Source organism: Streptomyces sp. NPDC091371 (genome assembly GCF_040684275.1).
Lineage (GTDB): Bacteria > Actinomycetota > Actinomycetes > Streptomycetales > Streptomycetaceae > Streptomyces.
Genome location: NZ_JBFBFP010000019.1, coordinates 123710 through 137381, shown reverse-complemented (window position 1 = coordinate 137381; position 13672 = coordinate 123710). Strand labels below are relative to the sequence as shown.

Sequence of the window (13672 nt, the reverse complement as noted above, 5' to 3'; positions counted from 1 at the left end):
GAAGCCCGGTAACGGGTGAAGCTGACTGGTACTAATAGGCCGAGGGCTTGTCCTCAGTTGCTCGCGTCCACTGTGTTAGTTCTGAAATAACGAACGGCTGTGAATACACCAGCATGTTCTAAATTTCATAGTGTTTCGGTGGTCATAGCGTTAGGGAAACGCCCGGTTACATTCCGAACCCGGAAGCTAAGCCTTTCAGCGCCGATGGTACTGCAGGGGGGACCCTGTGGGAGAGTAGGACGCCGCCGAACAATCATTGTGGGAAAGCCCCGCACCAGCCCTTCAGGGTTCGGTGCGGGGCTTTTCTGCGTTTGGGGGTCCTATTAGGATCCTGGGTTATGGATCAGTACGTGGTGCGAGCCGTACGTGGCGACGAGTGGGCGAAGCTCAAGGAGCTGCGGATTGTCGCGCTCAAGGACCCTGCGGCGCCCGTGGCGTTTCTGGAGAGCGTGGCGGAGGCCGAGGCGCGGTCCGATGAGTTCTGGCAGGAGCGGGCCCAGGGCGCTTCGCACGGGAGGGCGGCGAGGCAGTTCGTTGCCGAAGGGGCCGGCGGTGAGTGGGTCGGGTCCGTGACGGTGCTCGTCGAGGAGGCCGGGACCACGGACATCTTCGGTCAGGAGATCGAGCGGACCCAGGCGCATGTCGTCGGCGTGTTCGTGCGGCCCGAGCAGCGGGGGATCGGGCTGACGGAGCAGTTGTTCTCGGCCGCTGTGGAGTGGGCCTGGTCGCTGGAGGAGCCGGCGCTGGAGGCCGTACGGCTCTTCGTGCACGAGGACAACGCGCGGGCCGAGGCCTTCTATCGGCGGTACGGGTTCAAGGCCAGTGGACAGATCGTGGCTCTGGAGGGGGACGCAGCGGTGAAGAACGAAGTGGAGTACGTGTTGTCGCGGGGGTGACGCAGGGGCTCGTCCGCCGATGAGGTTCCTGGAGTGGTGCGTGCGAGGGGGCGTTGTGGTCGAGGGCATGGATGGGTCGGCCGCGGTGCGGGCCGTGGCCGCGTTCAGGCTGATCTATGCCGAAGCGTTCGCGGAACCTCCGTACAACGAGACCGAGGAGGATGTCGCCGCTGCCTTTCGCCGCTTCCCCGTCCAGGCGGGCAACCGTGGCTTTCGCGCTGTGCCGGCCCGGACCCCGGAGGGCGAGCCGATCGGCATGGCGTACGGCTTCCCGCTGCGGCCCGACACGGTGTGGTGGGACGAGTTGACCGAGCCCGTGCCCGAGGACGTGCGGCGCGAGGACGGGCATCGCACCTTTGGGTTGATGGAGCTCGCCGTGCGCGGACCGTGGCGCGGACGGGGTGTTGCGCGGCGGCTGCACGAGGGGTTGCTCGACGGCATCGGGGCCGAGCGGGTGCTGTTGACGTGATGCTGCTCGGACTGAGCTGACCAGGTGCTCCGCTAGGGCAGGGAGGCTTCCGGCCAGCGGGACCGGGCCTGTTCGCGGCTGCGGCAGAGGGCGAGGAGGGGGAGTGTCTCGTCGTTGAGGAGTTCCGGGAGCTGGGGGATCGGGGCTACGGCTGCCACGTCCTCCAGGACCAGAGAGAGTGGTGGGTCGAGCCGACCGTGGGATGACCGTGCGGCCATGCGGCGGCCGTGCTCGACCACGTGAGCGGCGAGTGCGGTGTGCAAAGGCATCGCACCCGGGTGGGTGCGGGGGTCTTCCAGGGATTCGCCCACCATGTAGAGGGTGCCCCCTTCGGCCACGAACGAAGCCAGCGTGAGGGAATCCGTTCGGTTCGGGTTGCAGGCCTCGCGGATGTGGATCGACGTGAGGGAGGAGAGGGCGCGGGTCGTCAGGTGGAGGGCCTGTTCGCGGCGTTCGGGGTGGGCGGTGAGGGCGCTCTCCAGTTCGCCGGCCGCGCCGGGGGCGGCCTGGGGGTGGGTGCGCAGGATGCGGACGGCGTCCTGGGCGCTGTTTCCCTGGGTCCAGCGGTGGAGCTGTTTGAAGGGGCGCTCGTCGAGGGCGGCTGCCTGCAGCCAGCTGCGCAGGAGGGTTTCCGCGGTGTGGGCGAGTGCGGCGTCGATGCGGGCCTGGGGGCGTACTGGGGCCAGCAGGGCGATCGCGCGGGCGGCGGCGGTGTCGCGGTCGGCGCAGCCCTCGGCCGGGTTCCAGTGCATGCGGGCCGGGGTGTCGCACAGGTGGGAGGGGTCGTAGAGGAGGACCGGGCCGAGTTTGGCGCGCGCGTCCTTGGTGTCCGACCAGAGGGAGGGGGAGGACGTGACGATCAGGGCCGCGCCTTCGGCCGTCGCGATGGCCTGGGCGGCCAGGTGGTGGCGTTCGGCCGGGCCGCCGTAGGCGAGGCGGGGGGTCCGGGCGGTAGCCGCCGGGGCGTAGCCGAAGCCGTAGCGGTAGGCCTCGTCCACGGGCGGCCGGCGGAGCGCTGGTGCGGGGGTGTGGGCCGGGGTGGGCGCGGGGGCCGCTTCCGTGTGCGGGGGCTCGGCGGGGTCCGGGGCGGGCGCGGGCTCCGGGTGGTGCGGGGTGCGGGTGCGGCGGGCCTTGGTACGGGCGATGACGCCCATCGTGAAGATCGTCAGGACCAGCAGGACGAGGAGCTGGCTGATGAACAGGCCCCAGAACAGGCCCCAGCCGGACAGGGCCTCCGGGTTGGTGTCCGGCCAGGCTGCCGGAATGTCGTGGGGCTGCGCTATCAGGGCGCGGACGGCTCCCGGGGTGCGGGTGAAGGTGACCGTGGCCGGCCAGGCGCCCTTGGCGAAGAGGGCGCCGAGGCCGGTGGCCGACCAGACCAGGACGGCGAGGCCGAGGAGGAAGGCCAGGAGGCCGACCAGGACTCCGTCGGGGATTCCGCCGGCCCGGGCCGTGGGCTCCGTACGTCTGGGGTCGGACATGGTCAGGCCACCGTGGTTGCCGAGCCGGTGCCGTTGTTGCGGTGGCGTTCCATGGACAGGGCCCTTTCCTCGGCTTCGAGTTCGGCGGCCAGCAGGTCGTCGGGGAGGGCCGGGGCCGAGGACTCCGTCATGGCGCGGTCGGTGTAGACGAGGGGGCGTTCGGCCTCGGTGATCAGGTGTTTGACCACCTGGACGTTGCCGTTGACGTCCCAGACGGCGATGCCCGGGGTGAGGGTGGGGATGATTTCGACGGCCCAGCGGGGGAGGCCGAGGACGCGGCCGGTGGCGCGGGCCTCGTCCGCTTTCTGGGCGTAGATCGTGCGGGTCGAGGCCATCTTGAGGATGGCCGCGGCCTCGCGGGCGGCCGCGCCGTCGACCACGTCGGAGAGGTGGTGGACGACGGCGACGAAGGACAGGCCGAGGCGGCGGCCGAACTTGAGGAGCCGCTGGAACAGCTGGGCGACGAAGGGGCTGTTGATGATGTGCCAGGCCTCTTCGACGAGGAAGATGCGCTTCTTGCGGTCCGGGCGGATCCAGGTGTGCTCGAGCCAGACGCCGACGATCGCCATGAGGATGGGCATGGCGATGGAGTTGCGGTCGATGTGGGACAGGTCGAAGACGATGAGGGGCGCGTCGAGGTCGATGCCGACGGTGGTGGGGCCGTCGAACATGCCGCGGAGGTCGCCGTCGACGAGGCGGTCGAGGACGAGCGCGACGTCGAGGCCCCAGGCGCGGACATCGTCTATGTCGACGTTCATCGCGAGGGCCGATTCGGCTTCGGGGTGGCGCAGTTGTTCCACGATGTCGGTGAGGACGGGCTGTCGGTCACGGATCGTGTCGACGACGTAGGCGTGGGCGACCTTGAGGGCGAAGCCGGCGCGCTCGTCGAGGCCGTGGCCCATCGCCACTTCGATGATGGTGCGCAGCAGGGCGAGCTGGCCGGTGGTGGTGATGGCCGGGTCGAGGGGGTTGAGGCGGATCCCGGAGTCGTTGGCGGCGATCGGGTCCAGGCGGATGGGGGTTATTCCCAGCTGCTGGGCGATCAGGTTCCACTCGCCTACGCCGTCCTCGCCCTGGGCGTCGAGGACGACGACCTGGCGGTCCTTGAAGCGGAGCTGGCGCAGGACGTAGGTCTTCTCCAGGGCTGACTTGCCGTTGCCGGATTCGCCGAGGACGAGCCAGTGGGGGGCCGGGAGCTGCTGGCCGTAGAGCTGGAAGGGGTCGTAGATGTAGCCCTTGCCGCTGTAGACCTCGCGGCCGATGATGACGCCGGAGTCGCCGAGTCCGGGGGCGGCGGTGGGCAGGTAGACGGCCTGCGCCTGCCCGGTGGAGGTGCGGACGGGCAGGCGCGTGGTTTCGACCTTGCCGAAGAGGAAGCTGGTGAAGGCGTCCGTCAGCGCGGACATGGGATCTCGCATGGGCGGCACTTCCCTCCAGCTAGCGTCGGATGCCGGTGGCGAACGGCAAGGTGTTGACGAAGGCGCGGTGGTGCTCGCGGTCGCACCATTCGAGCTTCAGGTAGGACTTGCCGGCGGAGGCGCGGATGGTGCGCTTGTCGCGGGCGAGGGCTTCGGGTGAACGCGAGGACACCGTGATGTACCCGACGAGGTTGACTCCCGCAGCGCCGCTGGCGAGATCTTCACCCCTCTGGTCGAGCCGTCCGTGGGCGGCGATGTCGCGGGGGTCGACGGTGCGGTTCATCTTGGCGGCGCGGCTGGCGTCGGCCTCGTCGTTCGTCTTCTCCGTGAGCATGCGCTCGATGGCGATCTCGGTGGGCTCCAGGTCCATGGTGACGGCGACGGTGCGGATCACGTCGGGGGTGTGGACGAGGAGCGGGGCGAGGAAGTTCACGCCGACCGGGGTCATGGGCCATTCCTTGACCCAGGCGGTGGCGTGGCACCAGGGGGCGCGGGTCGAGGACTCGCGGGTCTTGGCCTGGAGGTAGGTGGGTTCGACCGCGTCGAGTTCGGCGGGCCAGGCGTTGCGCTTGGTCATGGCCTGGATGTGGTCGATGGGGTGGTCCGGGTCGTACATGGAGTGCACGAGGGAGGAGAGGCGGCCCTGGCCCAGGGGCTGGCGGACGCGGATGTCGGCCTCGGCGAGGCGGGCGCAGATGTCGGTGAGTTCGCGGGCCATGACGATGGCGAGGCCGGAGTCGCGGTCGAGCTTGCGGCCCTTGGGGGAGCCGGCGCGGGCGATGGTGTGGGCCTCGGCGGCGAGTTCGCGCGAGTAGTGCATGCAGGCGACGAGGTAGGCGCGGTGCTGCTCGGAGGAAGTGGACACCATCGACTGGAGCTGGTCGTACGAGTCGCGCAGCCAGCCGGGGGCGTTGGTGTCGCCGCGCTGGGCGACGTCCTTGGCGTGGGCGTCGGGGTCGGCGGGGAGGGTGCGGGCGAGCATCTGGAGGCGGGTGACGAAGCCGTCTCCGTTGGCGACGTGCTTGAGGAGGGTGCCGAAGCGGTCGACGAGGGCTTCCTGGTCCTCGCTGTCGCGCAGGCCGACGCCGGGGCCCTCGATCTCGATGGCGGCGGTGACGGTGCGGCGGTCCGCGTGGAGGAGGACGGCGATCTCGTCGGGGCCGAAGGGGGCGGCGAGCCAGCTGATGCGGCCGATGCCGGGGGGCGGGCCGACCTCGACCTCGCGGCCGTCGGCGGCGCGGGTGCCGGCCTCCATGGCCTTCGAGCGGTAGGTCGTACCGCGGCGGAGGGTGCGCTTGTAGCTGCGGTTGATCTCGAACCACCTGTAGAAGGTGCGGCCGCGGTAGGGGACGTACACGGCGGAGAGCGCGAGCATCGGGAAGCCGGCGAGGCTGACGATGCGCAGGGTGAGGTCGGGGACGAGCAGTCCGCTCATCATGCCGAGGAACGCCCCCGCGATGATCAGGGCGATCTCGCCGGTCTCGCGGTTCTTGCCGACGATCGCGTTCGGCCGGGCCCGGCCGATGAGATACGTGCGGCGGGGCGCGACCGGGTGCAGCTGGTGGGACTGGGTCGTCAACGCCCGTCACCTCCTGTGTTCCTCGTACTCGAACCTGTGCGGGGCGGGGGTGCGGCGGAGGGGACAGATCCGCCGCCGGCTCCGCCGCCGGAGGTGGGGCGGCTGCTGTGGGCGGCCACGCCTCCGGAGATGGGGTTGGCGGGGCGGGGCGTGCCGCCCGCGCCGCCGTCGCCGCCGCGGTGGGCGCCGCGGCTGCTGTGGGTCTTGATGCCCTGGGAGACGAGGGAGGCCGGGGAGCTGATGACGGCGGCCGCCTGGGCGCCGTCGGTGGCCTTGCTGCGGCCCGCGCGGGCGGAGGCGATCTCGTCGCCGAAGCCGGGGACGAAGCGGTAGATCATCGCGGAGGCGAAGATCGCCAGGAGGATGATGGAGAGGCCGGTGACGACGGCGGAGAAGGCGTTGGGGCCCTTCTCGCCGGTCAGGGCGCCGGCGAGGCCGAGGACGATGACGATGACCGGCTTCACGAGGATGACGGCGATCATGATGCCGGCCCAGCGGCGGACGTGGCCCCAGAGGTTGCGGTCGACGAGGCCGGAGTAGACGACGACGCCGAGGAGGGCGCCCACGTAGAGGAGGGCGGCCCGGATGAAGAGTTCCAGGAAGAGGATGCCGGCGGCGAGGACGGTGACGAGGGAGACGACGATCAGCATGATCGGGCCGCCGCCGATGTCGTCGCCCTTCTTGAGGGCCTCGGAGAAGGAGCCGAAGAACACGTCGGTCTGGCTGCCGGTGGCGGAGGCGATGACCTCGGTGACGCCGTCGGTGGCGGAGACGACGGTGTAGAGGATGAGGGGGGTGAAGGCGGAGGCGAGGACCGTGAGCCAGAGGAAGCCGATGGCTTCGGAGAGGGCGGTGCTGAGGGGGACGCCGCGGACGGCTCGTTTGGCGACGGCGAAGAGCCAGAGGACGAGGGTGAGGATGGTGGAGGCGGCGAAGACCACCGAGTACTGCTTGAGGAAGGCGGGGTTGGTGAAGTCGACGTTGGCGCTGCCGTTTACCGCTTCGCTGAGTTTGGTGACGATCCAGGAGGCGGCGTCGGCGCAGCCCTTCGCGAGGCTGGCGAGGGGGTTGAGGGCGTCCGTGGGGCTGTTTGGGGAGAGCCCGGTACCGGCTCCCGGGCTGGGGTTGCCGCCGACCTGGCGCTCGCAGTCCTCCTTGAGGGGCCCGATGACCCCTTCGCAGCGGTTGTCCTTGCTGGGCGAGCCCGACGGAGTCGGTGTTGGTGACGGCGCGGCGAAGGCCCGGGCGGACAGCAGGACCGCAGTCGGCTGAACGGCGGCCAGGACTCCGGCAATGCGGAGGTGGCGGCTACCGGGCATAGGTGAACCCTCCGAACTCCTGGACGGCCTTGCTGATGTCGTCGGACGGGGAGGCGGCGACGTCGCCCGGTACGGGTGCGGGGCCGTCCTGCTGGGTGTCGGAGTTGACCTTCCAGTCCGTCCCATTCCAGGACAGCTCGAACGTCCAAGTCTTCCAGGTGGTCCGGACAGGGGTGGTGGACTTGGCGCCCGACATCCCGACCAGGCCCGTGTACCAGACCGCCACCTTTGCGGTGGTGGGGCTGTAGCTCTCGACGCGGGTGCCGACCGGTACGGCGCGCGTGACGAACGTGCTGCCCTGCGGGGGCTTCCCGTTCGGGTCGAGGCCCAACGTGGCGAGGAAGGCGGGAGAGTACGCAGCGTCCTGCGTCCCCTTCCGCTGGGATGCCGCTTCTGCCGTGTAGATGCCGTCCATGAGGGCGTGCCGGACGTCCTTCTTCAGCATGCCGTCGGAGCCCAGGGCCACCGTGTAGTTGGCGGCCGCGGACTGGGCGCCCTGTTCGTCGTGGGCGAAGCCGCGGGGGATGCCGGCGGCCTTGCCGGTAACGGGGCTGGTGCCCGTGGCGGCAGTGGATGTGGTGGCTGGGGGGGTGTCCGCGGGTTTGTTTTCGGAGGTGTCGGGGGCCTGGTTCGCGAACGCGATGGCGGCGATCAGGAGGACCACCACGCCGACCACCGTGATGAGGCTGCGGGAGGGGCGGGGGGTGCGGCGGGCGGGGCCGTACGGGTCGGTGGGGGAGTCCGGGAGGCGGGTGCGGGTCTGGCCCGTGCCGCCGTACTGGTCGTCGTTGCTCATGCCGTGTCGGCCCCCTCCGCGTCGTACGACGGTAGCGCTGGTTTCCGCGCAGGCGCGGTGTGGTGAGTCCTCATCAGGTACCGCCGCGGCGGCCGGCAGCGGCGGTTATACGGCCATGCCGTAGACGATCGTGAAGAGCGTGCCGAGGGAGCCGATGATGAAGACGCCCGTGAGGCCGGCCACGATCAGGCCCTTGCCCTGTTCCGCGCTGAACGTGTCGCGCAGCGCGGTCGCGCCGATGCGCTGCTTGGCGGCGCCCCAGATGGCGATGCCGAGGCAGAGGAGGATCGCCACGGCCATGACCACTTCGATCATGACCTTCGCTTCGTTGCCGAGACTGCCGAACGGCCCCCAGTTCGGGGCGATTCCGCCGATGATGGTGGTGATGTCGCCCTTTTCGGCTGCCAGGATCATGTAACTCACCGCCCCTGTATGGGTAGTTCCGGTAGCCCGTGCCCGACGGCAGGGGTCACTCACTATCTTCGCTGATGAAACTGCCGTCGTCGTCGACTTGACGGCTCTCTTTACCCGACATCTCGGCCTGTGACCCGACCGTGCGCTCTGACCTGGGCACGGGTGGCGGGTATGCGAATGTGCGTGTGGTCACTCTGTGTATCACGGGGGGTGACGTCGGGCAATGATCGTCGTCCCGCCGTGCGGGGGGTGGGGTGAGGGGCCGCCGTTCGGCGCAGTGCGGGGGCGTGTCGTTGGGCCGTCTCGCTGACATATGTCCGACATTCCGTCAGTCATTCCATCCGTACGCGCTATTGCGGGTGATGCTCCCGTCGTTCGGTTCGACGAGAGATGGCATGAGGGCGCGAGGAGCGGGCGGATGGGTTCGGGAATCAGGGCGGGTCGGGGTCGGTGGCTGGTCGGTGGTCTGGCGGTGCCGTTGGCGCTCGCGCTCACGGGTGTTGCCGCGCCGGCGGCCTCGGCGGGCAGTGGGTGCCCGGAGGACAGGAGGGCGATGGGGAAGGAGGAGGTGAGGGCGGTGCCGGGCGTCGGCGGCGACCGCTGTGCGGGGCCGCGGGGAGGGAAGGGCCCGAAGGGCTCTCCGGGGCCGAGGGGGCCGGCGGGGCCGAGGGGGCCGGCGGGGCCGAAGGGGCCCAAGGGTGACCGGGGTCCGGCGGGGCCGCCCGGTCCTCCCGGGCCGTGCTCGGACATCGACACGATCCGGGGTACGGCGAACCTGGAGTTCACCGCGGCGCTGGACCGGGGGCGGACCTTCATCGGGCGGCGGACGGTGAACCCCGCCCCGGGCCCCTACTCCTGGAAGAACCTGACCACGTCGGCGAACCCGGGGCACCCGAGGAACGCGTGCAGCGTGTCGATCGCCAGCGAGGGCAACACTGTGCGGATCAAGGTCCTGACGACCACGGGTGACATCTACGAGAACTACTGCACGCACACGGCGGGCGTGGTGACGTGTCCGTCGGGGTGGACGGCCATCGTCAGGCCCTGATGTACGTGGTGCTTCGCCGCCCCCGCGGCGCGGGGGCCGCGTCAGGTCCAGTGGGTGGGGCGGGTGAGGGTGGGGGGAATGCGGGTGGCGGGGTTGCCCCGGGCGGCGCCCAGCTGGGCCTGGGTGAGGAAGACGGCCTCGCGCAGGTCCGCGTCGCGGAGGTCGGCATCGCGGAGGTCGGCGCCGATCATGTCGGCCGTACGGAGGTCGGCGCGGCGGAGGTCGGCGGCGATCAGGTAGGCGCCGCGGAGGTTCGCACCGCGCAGGTCGGCGCCGGAGAGGCGGGCTCCCATGAGGTCGGCGCCGCGGTGGTTCTTCTTGCGGCCCGGCACCTTGGCCCGTACGAGCTCGCTGGTCTTCAGGAGGAGGGTGTTCGCGTCCTGGCGGAGGGTGGATACGTCGAGGGACGCGAGGGCGGCGGCGTCGGCGCGGGTCCACTGTTCTGTGGTGGCCAGGGCGCGGCGGAGGTCCTCGTGGAGCGGGGCGGCGGCCGGGAGGGTGAGGGCCTCGGCGAGGTAGAAGAGCAGCTCGTGCAGCTGCCGCATCACCGGGAAGACGTCGAACATCGGGCGGGCCGTGCCTGGGTCGGTGCGCCAGTCCCGGCCGCCGAAGGTGACCTGGGAGACCTGCTGGCCCGCGCCGAAGCAGTCGAAGACGGTGCAGCCCTGGAAGCCCTTGTCGCGCAGCTGCGTGTGGATGCCGCAGCGGAAGTCCTGCCGGAGGTTCTTGCAGGGGGTTCCGGTCGGCTTGTTCACGGCGAAGTCGTTGGACTTGGCGAAGGGGAGGGCGACGCAGCAGAGCGCGAAGCAGCTGGAGCAGTCGGCTTGCAGGACGGGGAGGGGAGTGGGAGGCACTGCCTCATTGTCCCCCGTGCGGGGAGGGCAGTCGCATCTGGTGGGCGGTCCAGGGGGTCCCGTCGACCTCCTCGACGTTCTCGATCACCTGGTGCGTGCGGAAGCCGAGGTCCTCGTAGATGCGGATCGCCGCCGTGTTGTGGGACCAGACGCCCAGGGTGATCTCCGGGAGGGCCAGCTCGCCGAAGCAGAGCTCCACGGCCTGCGAGACGAGGGCCCGTCCCAGGCCCTGCGCGCGGGCCCCGGGGGCGATCAGGACGCGGCCGAGGCGGGTGCCGGCGACCGAGGCGTGGCCGACGGGGCGGCCGTCGCGGGAGACGGCGGTCCATGTGCGGCGGCCGGGCTCGGCGGCGTAGGCGGTGAGCTGGGCGTCGTCCAGGGGCCAGGAGAAGGAGGGGCCGGCCCAGGTCATCAGCTCGGCGGGGGTGGTCACCCATGAGCGGAGCAGGGGTGCGTCGGTGGCCGGCCGGTAGGGGATCAGGGAGAGCGGGTGCGAGTGCGGCATGCGGTCAAGTATGCGGAGGGCGGAGGGGGTTGAGCCGGGGAGGGCGGGCGGTGAGGATCGGCGTATGACAGAAGTGATCGCAGTTGCCGTCATTACCCTTCTCGCCGTGATCAGTCCCGGCGCCGATTTCGCCATGGTGGTCCGCAACAGCTACCTCTACGGGCGGCCCACCGGATTGTTCGCCGCCGCCGGGGTCGCGGCCGGGGTGCTCGTCCACGTCACGTACACGATGCTCGGGGTCGGCCTGCTGATCGCCTCCTCGACCGCGCTGTTCACGGCGATCAAGCTGGCCGGTGCGGCGTATCTGGTGTGGATCGGGATACGGACCTTCCGCGCGCGGGAGTCGGTGACCGTGGACCTGGACTCGAAGCCGGAGCTGACGCGGGCCGGGGCGCTGCGGTCCGGGTTCCTGACCAATGTGCTGAACCCGAAGACGACGCTGTTCGTGGTGTCGACGTTCACGCAGGTGGTGGGCCCGGACACGCCGGTGTGGCAGCAGGCTGGGTACGGGCTGTTCATGTCGGCGGCGCACCTGGCCTGGTTCGGGGCGGTGGCGCTGTTCTTCTCAGACTCCCGGCTGCGCGAGCGGATGCTGAAGGCGCAGAAGACGTTGAACCGGGCCATCGGGTCGGTGCTGGTGGGGCTGGGGGTGGGGCTGGGGTTCGCCCGCTGAGTGCGCGGCGCGGGTCTGGTGCCGGTGGTTACCTGTCGGTAGCGTGCGGTGCATGGGTGCTGTCGAGGGGTTCTACGAACGGGTCGATGCCGGGCGGTTCGCCGCCACCGAGTACACGCGGGGTCCGTGGGACCCCGGCTCCCAGCACGCCGGCCCGCCGGCCGCGCTGCTCGGGCGGGCCGTCGAGGAGCGGCCGGGCGGGCGTACGGACATGCGGATCGCGCGGATCACGTACGAGATCCTGCGCCCGGTGCCGATCGGCGCGCTGGAGGTCACCACGAGCGTGCTCCGGTCCGGCCGCAGCACCGAGGTGGTCGAGGCCGCCCTGACGCCGGAGGGTGCGGCCGGGCCGGTGATGCTGGCGCGGGCGCTGCGGATCCGGGTCGCCGGGGAGGCGGTGCCGGCGGTGCTGCCGGGGCCGGGGCTGCCCTCGCCGGGGGAGGTGGCGCGGACGCCGTTCTTCCCGGTGCCGTGGGACGTGGGCTACCACACGGCGATGGAGACCCGGTTCACCGAGGGCACGTTCGTCGACCGGGGGCCGGGCACCTGCTGGATGCGGATGGGGGTGCCGCTCGTCGCGGGCGAGGAAACCCGTGCGCTGGACCGGGTGCTGGTCGCCGCGGACTCGGGCAACGGCATCAGCTCGGTGATGGACTTCCACCGGTTCGTCTTCGTCAACGGTGACCTGACCGTCCACCTGCACCGCCACCCGGTGGGCGAGTGGGTCTGCGTGGAGGCGGCCACCAGCGTGGACGCCGCCGGGATCGGCCTGGCGGACGCGCGGCTGCACGACGAGAAGGGGCCGATCGGACGGAGCGCGCAGAGCCTCTTCGTCGCTCCCCGGTAGCCGCCCGGTAGCCCCCTCGGCAGCCGCTCACGGGCCGGGATGGACTGGACGCCCGTCCGCCCGCCGGTCAAAGATGGCAAGTGGGCTAGTAGGACAGGCGACACGGTCGAATCGCGTCCGAAAGCGACGGCGATGGGGGAGGGTTGACGGGTGCGCAGATTCTGGATGGCCGGCGGGATCGGGATCGGGCTGTGCCTGAGCTTCCTCGTGCTGCTCGTCGTGGGGACGTACTCCGCCGCCGCGGGACTGGGGCGCGCGGGTGCGGGCGGCAGTGCGGTGGGCCTGGCCAAGGGGGCGGTGCCCGCGAAGTACCAGGCGCTGGTGGAGAAGTGGGGCAACCTGTGCCCGGCCATCAACCCGGCGCTGCTCGCCGCCCAGCTGTACTCGGAGAGCGGCTGGAACCCCAGTGCCGTCAGCCCGGCGGACGCGCGCGGCATCGCGCAGTTCATCCCCGGCACCTGGGCGGGCCACGGCATCGACGGCGATGGCGACGGGGACCGTGACATCTGGGACCCGAACGACGCGATCCCCTCGGCTGCTTCGTACGACTGCGAGCTGGCCAAGGACGTGGCGAGCGTGCCCGGTGATCCGGCGTCGAACATGCTCGCCGCCTACAACGCGGGCGCCTACGCGGTGATCAAGTACGGCGGCGTGCCCCCGTACAAGGAGACCCAGGGCTATGTGAAGGCGATCACGAGCCTGGCCAAGAGCTTCGCCCGGCCCGTCGGCCGGGTGGCTCCCTCGCAACAGGCCGCCGGGGCCATCTACTTCGCGCAGAAGCAGCTCGGCACGCCCTATCTGTGGGGCGGCAACGGAACGGCCGACCAGGACGGGCGGTTCGACTGCTCGGGGCTGACCAAGGCCGCGTACGAGACGGTGGGGGTCAAGCTGCCGCGCGTGGCGAACGACCAGTACAACGCCGGGCCGCACCCCTCGCGGGACCAACTGCTCCCCGGTGACCTGGTGTTCTTCTCCGATGATCTGACGAACTCTCGGGAGATCCGGCACGTCGGCCTCTACGTGGGCGGCGGCTACATGATCAACGCCCCGTACACCGGCGCCGTGATCCGCTTCGACAAGATCGACACGCCCGACTACTTCGGCGCCACGCGGGTGACGAAGGACGGCGCGGAGGCCCTTCCGGAGCGCGCCGGGGCGAGCGCGGCGCCGTAGCAACTCTCCGTAAGGCAAAGGCCCTGAGCTGCGACGATGAGTCACTCTTCGATAACGTTGGGGTGATCATTCGGTGGAGAGTGGAACGTTCTTGTCAGAACGGGCGTTCCATGGACACGGAGCTTGATCACAACGGGGGCGAAGGGGCGCACACCGGCGTGCGCCCGCAGGGGAACCACGGCAAGAGCAAGGGGCCGCAT

13 protein-coding genes, 1 rRNA gene and 1 pseudogene are annotated in these 13672 nt (G+C 70.7%); 7 read left to right on the top strand and 8 right to left on the bottom strand.

Features of this window, described 5'->3' with window-relative positions; translation table 11 throughout:
• Nucleotides 1–134: 134 nt before the first annotated feature.
• The 3 genes and pseudogenes from rrf to AB0O21_RS21920 all read left to right on the top strand — a co-directional run.
• Nucleotides 135–251, top strand: a 5S ribosomal RNA gene (gene rrf, locus AB0O21_RS21930).
• Nucleotides 252–338: 87 nt separating this feature from the next.
• Nucleotides 339–896, top strand: a complete 558-nt coding sequence (locus tag AB0O21_RS21925; protein WP_365172882.1) for a GNAT family N-acetyltransferase — start codon at nt 339–341, stop codon at nt 894–896.
• A gap of 67 nt (nt 897–963) precedes the next feature.
• A pseudogene (locus AB0O21_RS21920) lies at nt 964–1359 on the top strand (GNAT family N-acetyltransferase); the annotation flags it as partial.
• Between the two features lie 38 nt (nt 1360–1397).
• Here the strand turns inward: AB0O21_RS21920 and AB0O21_RS21915 are convergent.
• The 6 genes from AB0O21_RS21915 to AB0O21_RS21890 form a co-directional block, all read right to left on the bottom strand.
• Nucleotides 1398–2846: a type VI secretion protein gene (locus AB0O21_RS21915; RefSeq protein WP_365172880.1), complete on the bottom strand. Its 1449-nt coding sequence runs from the start codon at nt 2844–2846 to the stop codon at nt 1398–1400.
• Between the two features lie 2 nt (nt 2847–2848).
• Nucleotides 2849–4264: an ATP-binding protein gene (locus tag AB0O21_RS21910; RefSeq protein ID WP_365172879.1), complete on the bottom strand. Its 1416-nt coding sequence runs from the start codon at nt 4262–4264 to the stop codon at nt 2849–2851.
• A gap of 19 nt (nt 4265–4283) precedes the next feature.
• Nucleotides 4284–5843, bottom strand: coding sequence for an SCO6880 family protein (locus tag AB0O21_RS21905; protein WP_365172878.1), 1560 nt, complete (start codon nt 5841–5843; stop codon nt 4284–4286).
• On the bottom strand, nt 5840–7162 hold the full coding sequence (locus tag AB0O21_RS21900) for a hypothetical protein (protein ID WP_365172876.1): 1323 nt from the start codon (nt 7160–7162) through the stop codon (nt 5840–5842). Before AB0O21_RS21900 ends, AB0O21_RS21905 begins: the two co-directional genes overlap by 4 nt.
• Nucleotides 7152–7958 (bottom strand): hypothetical protein, encoded by an 807-nt coding sequence (locus AB0O21_RS21895; RefSeq protein ID WP_365172875.1) that lies wholly within the window; start codon nt 7956–7958, stop codon nt 7152–7154. The genes AB0O21_RS21900 and AB0O21_RS21895 overlap by 11 nt, the downstream gene beginning before the upstream one ends.
• A 105-nt stretch (nt 7959–8063) precedes the next feature.
• The gene (locus tag AB0O21_RS21890) at nt 8064–8372 is read right to left on the bottom strand and encodes a hypothetical protein (RefSeq protein WP_008742356.1); all 309 of its coding nucleotides are present in this window, start codon (nt 8370–8372) and stop codon (nt 8064–8066) included.
• A gap of 910 nt (nt 8373–9282) precedes the next feature.
• On the opposite strand from AB0O21_RS21890, the gene AB0O21_RS21885 reads away from it, so the two are divergent.
• Nucleotides 9283–9420 carry a hypothetical protein gene (locus tag AB0O21_RS21885; RefSeq protein ID WP_365172874.1) on the top strand — a complete coding sequence of 46 codons (138 nt, stop codon included), beginning with the start codon at nt 9283–9285 and terminating at the stop codon, nt 9418–9420.
• A 41-nt stretch (nt 9421–9461) separates the two neighbouring features.
• Here AB0O21_RS21885 and AB0O21_RS21880 read toward each other — a convergent pair whose 3' ends face one another.
• Both AB0O21_RS21880 and AB0O21_RS21875 read right to left on the bottom strand, forming a co-directional pair.
• The gene (locus tag AB0O21_RS21880) at nt 9462–10274 is read right to left on the bottom strand and encodes a pentapeptide repeat-containing protein (RefSeq protein WP_365172872.1); all 813 of its coding nucleotides are present in this window, start codon (nt 10272–10274) and stop codon (nt 9462–9464) included.
• 4 nt (nt 10275–10278) lie between these two features.
• Nucleotides 10279–10779: a GNAT family N-acetyltransferase gene (locus AB0O21_RS21875; protein ID WP_365172870.1), complete on the bottom strand. Its 501-nt coding sequence runs from the start codon at nt 10777–10779 to the stop codon at nt 10279–10281.
• Between the two features lie 64 nt (nt 10780–10843).
• Here AB0O21_RS21875 and AB0O21_RS21870 point away from each other — a divergent pair, with 64 nt between their 5' ends.
• From AB0O21_RS21870 to AB0O21_RS21860, 3 genes are all read left to right on the top strand, one after another.
• Nucleotides 10844–11452, top strand: coding sequence for a LysE family transporter (locus AB0O21_RS21870; RefSeq protein WP_365172868.1), 609 nt, complete (start codon nt 10844–10846; stop codon nt 11450–11452).
• Nucleotides 11453–11504: 52 nt separating this feature from the next.
• Nucleotides 11505–12299 carry a thioesterase family protein gene (locus AB0O21_RS21865; RefSeq protein WP_365172866.1) on the top strand — a complete coding sequence of 265 codons (795 nt, stop codon included), beginning with the start codon at nt 11505–11507 and terminating at the stop codon, nt 12297–12299.
• Nucleotides 12300–12464: 165 nt separating this feature from the next.
• Nucleotides 12465–13472, top strand: coding sequence for a bifunctional lytic transglycosylase/C40 family peptidase (locus AB0O21_RS21860; protein ID WP_365172901.1), 1008 nt, complete (start codon nt 12465–12467; stop codon nt 13470–13472).
• Nucleotides 13473–13672: the final 200 nt, after the last annotated feature.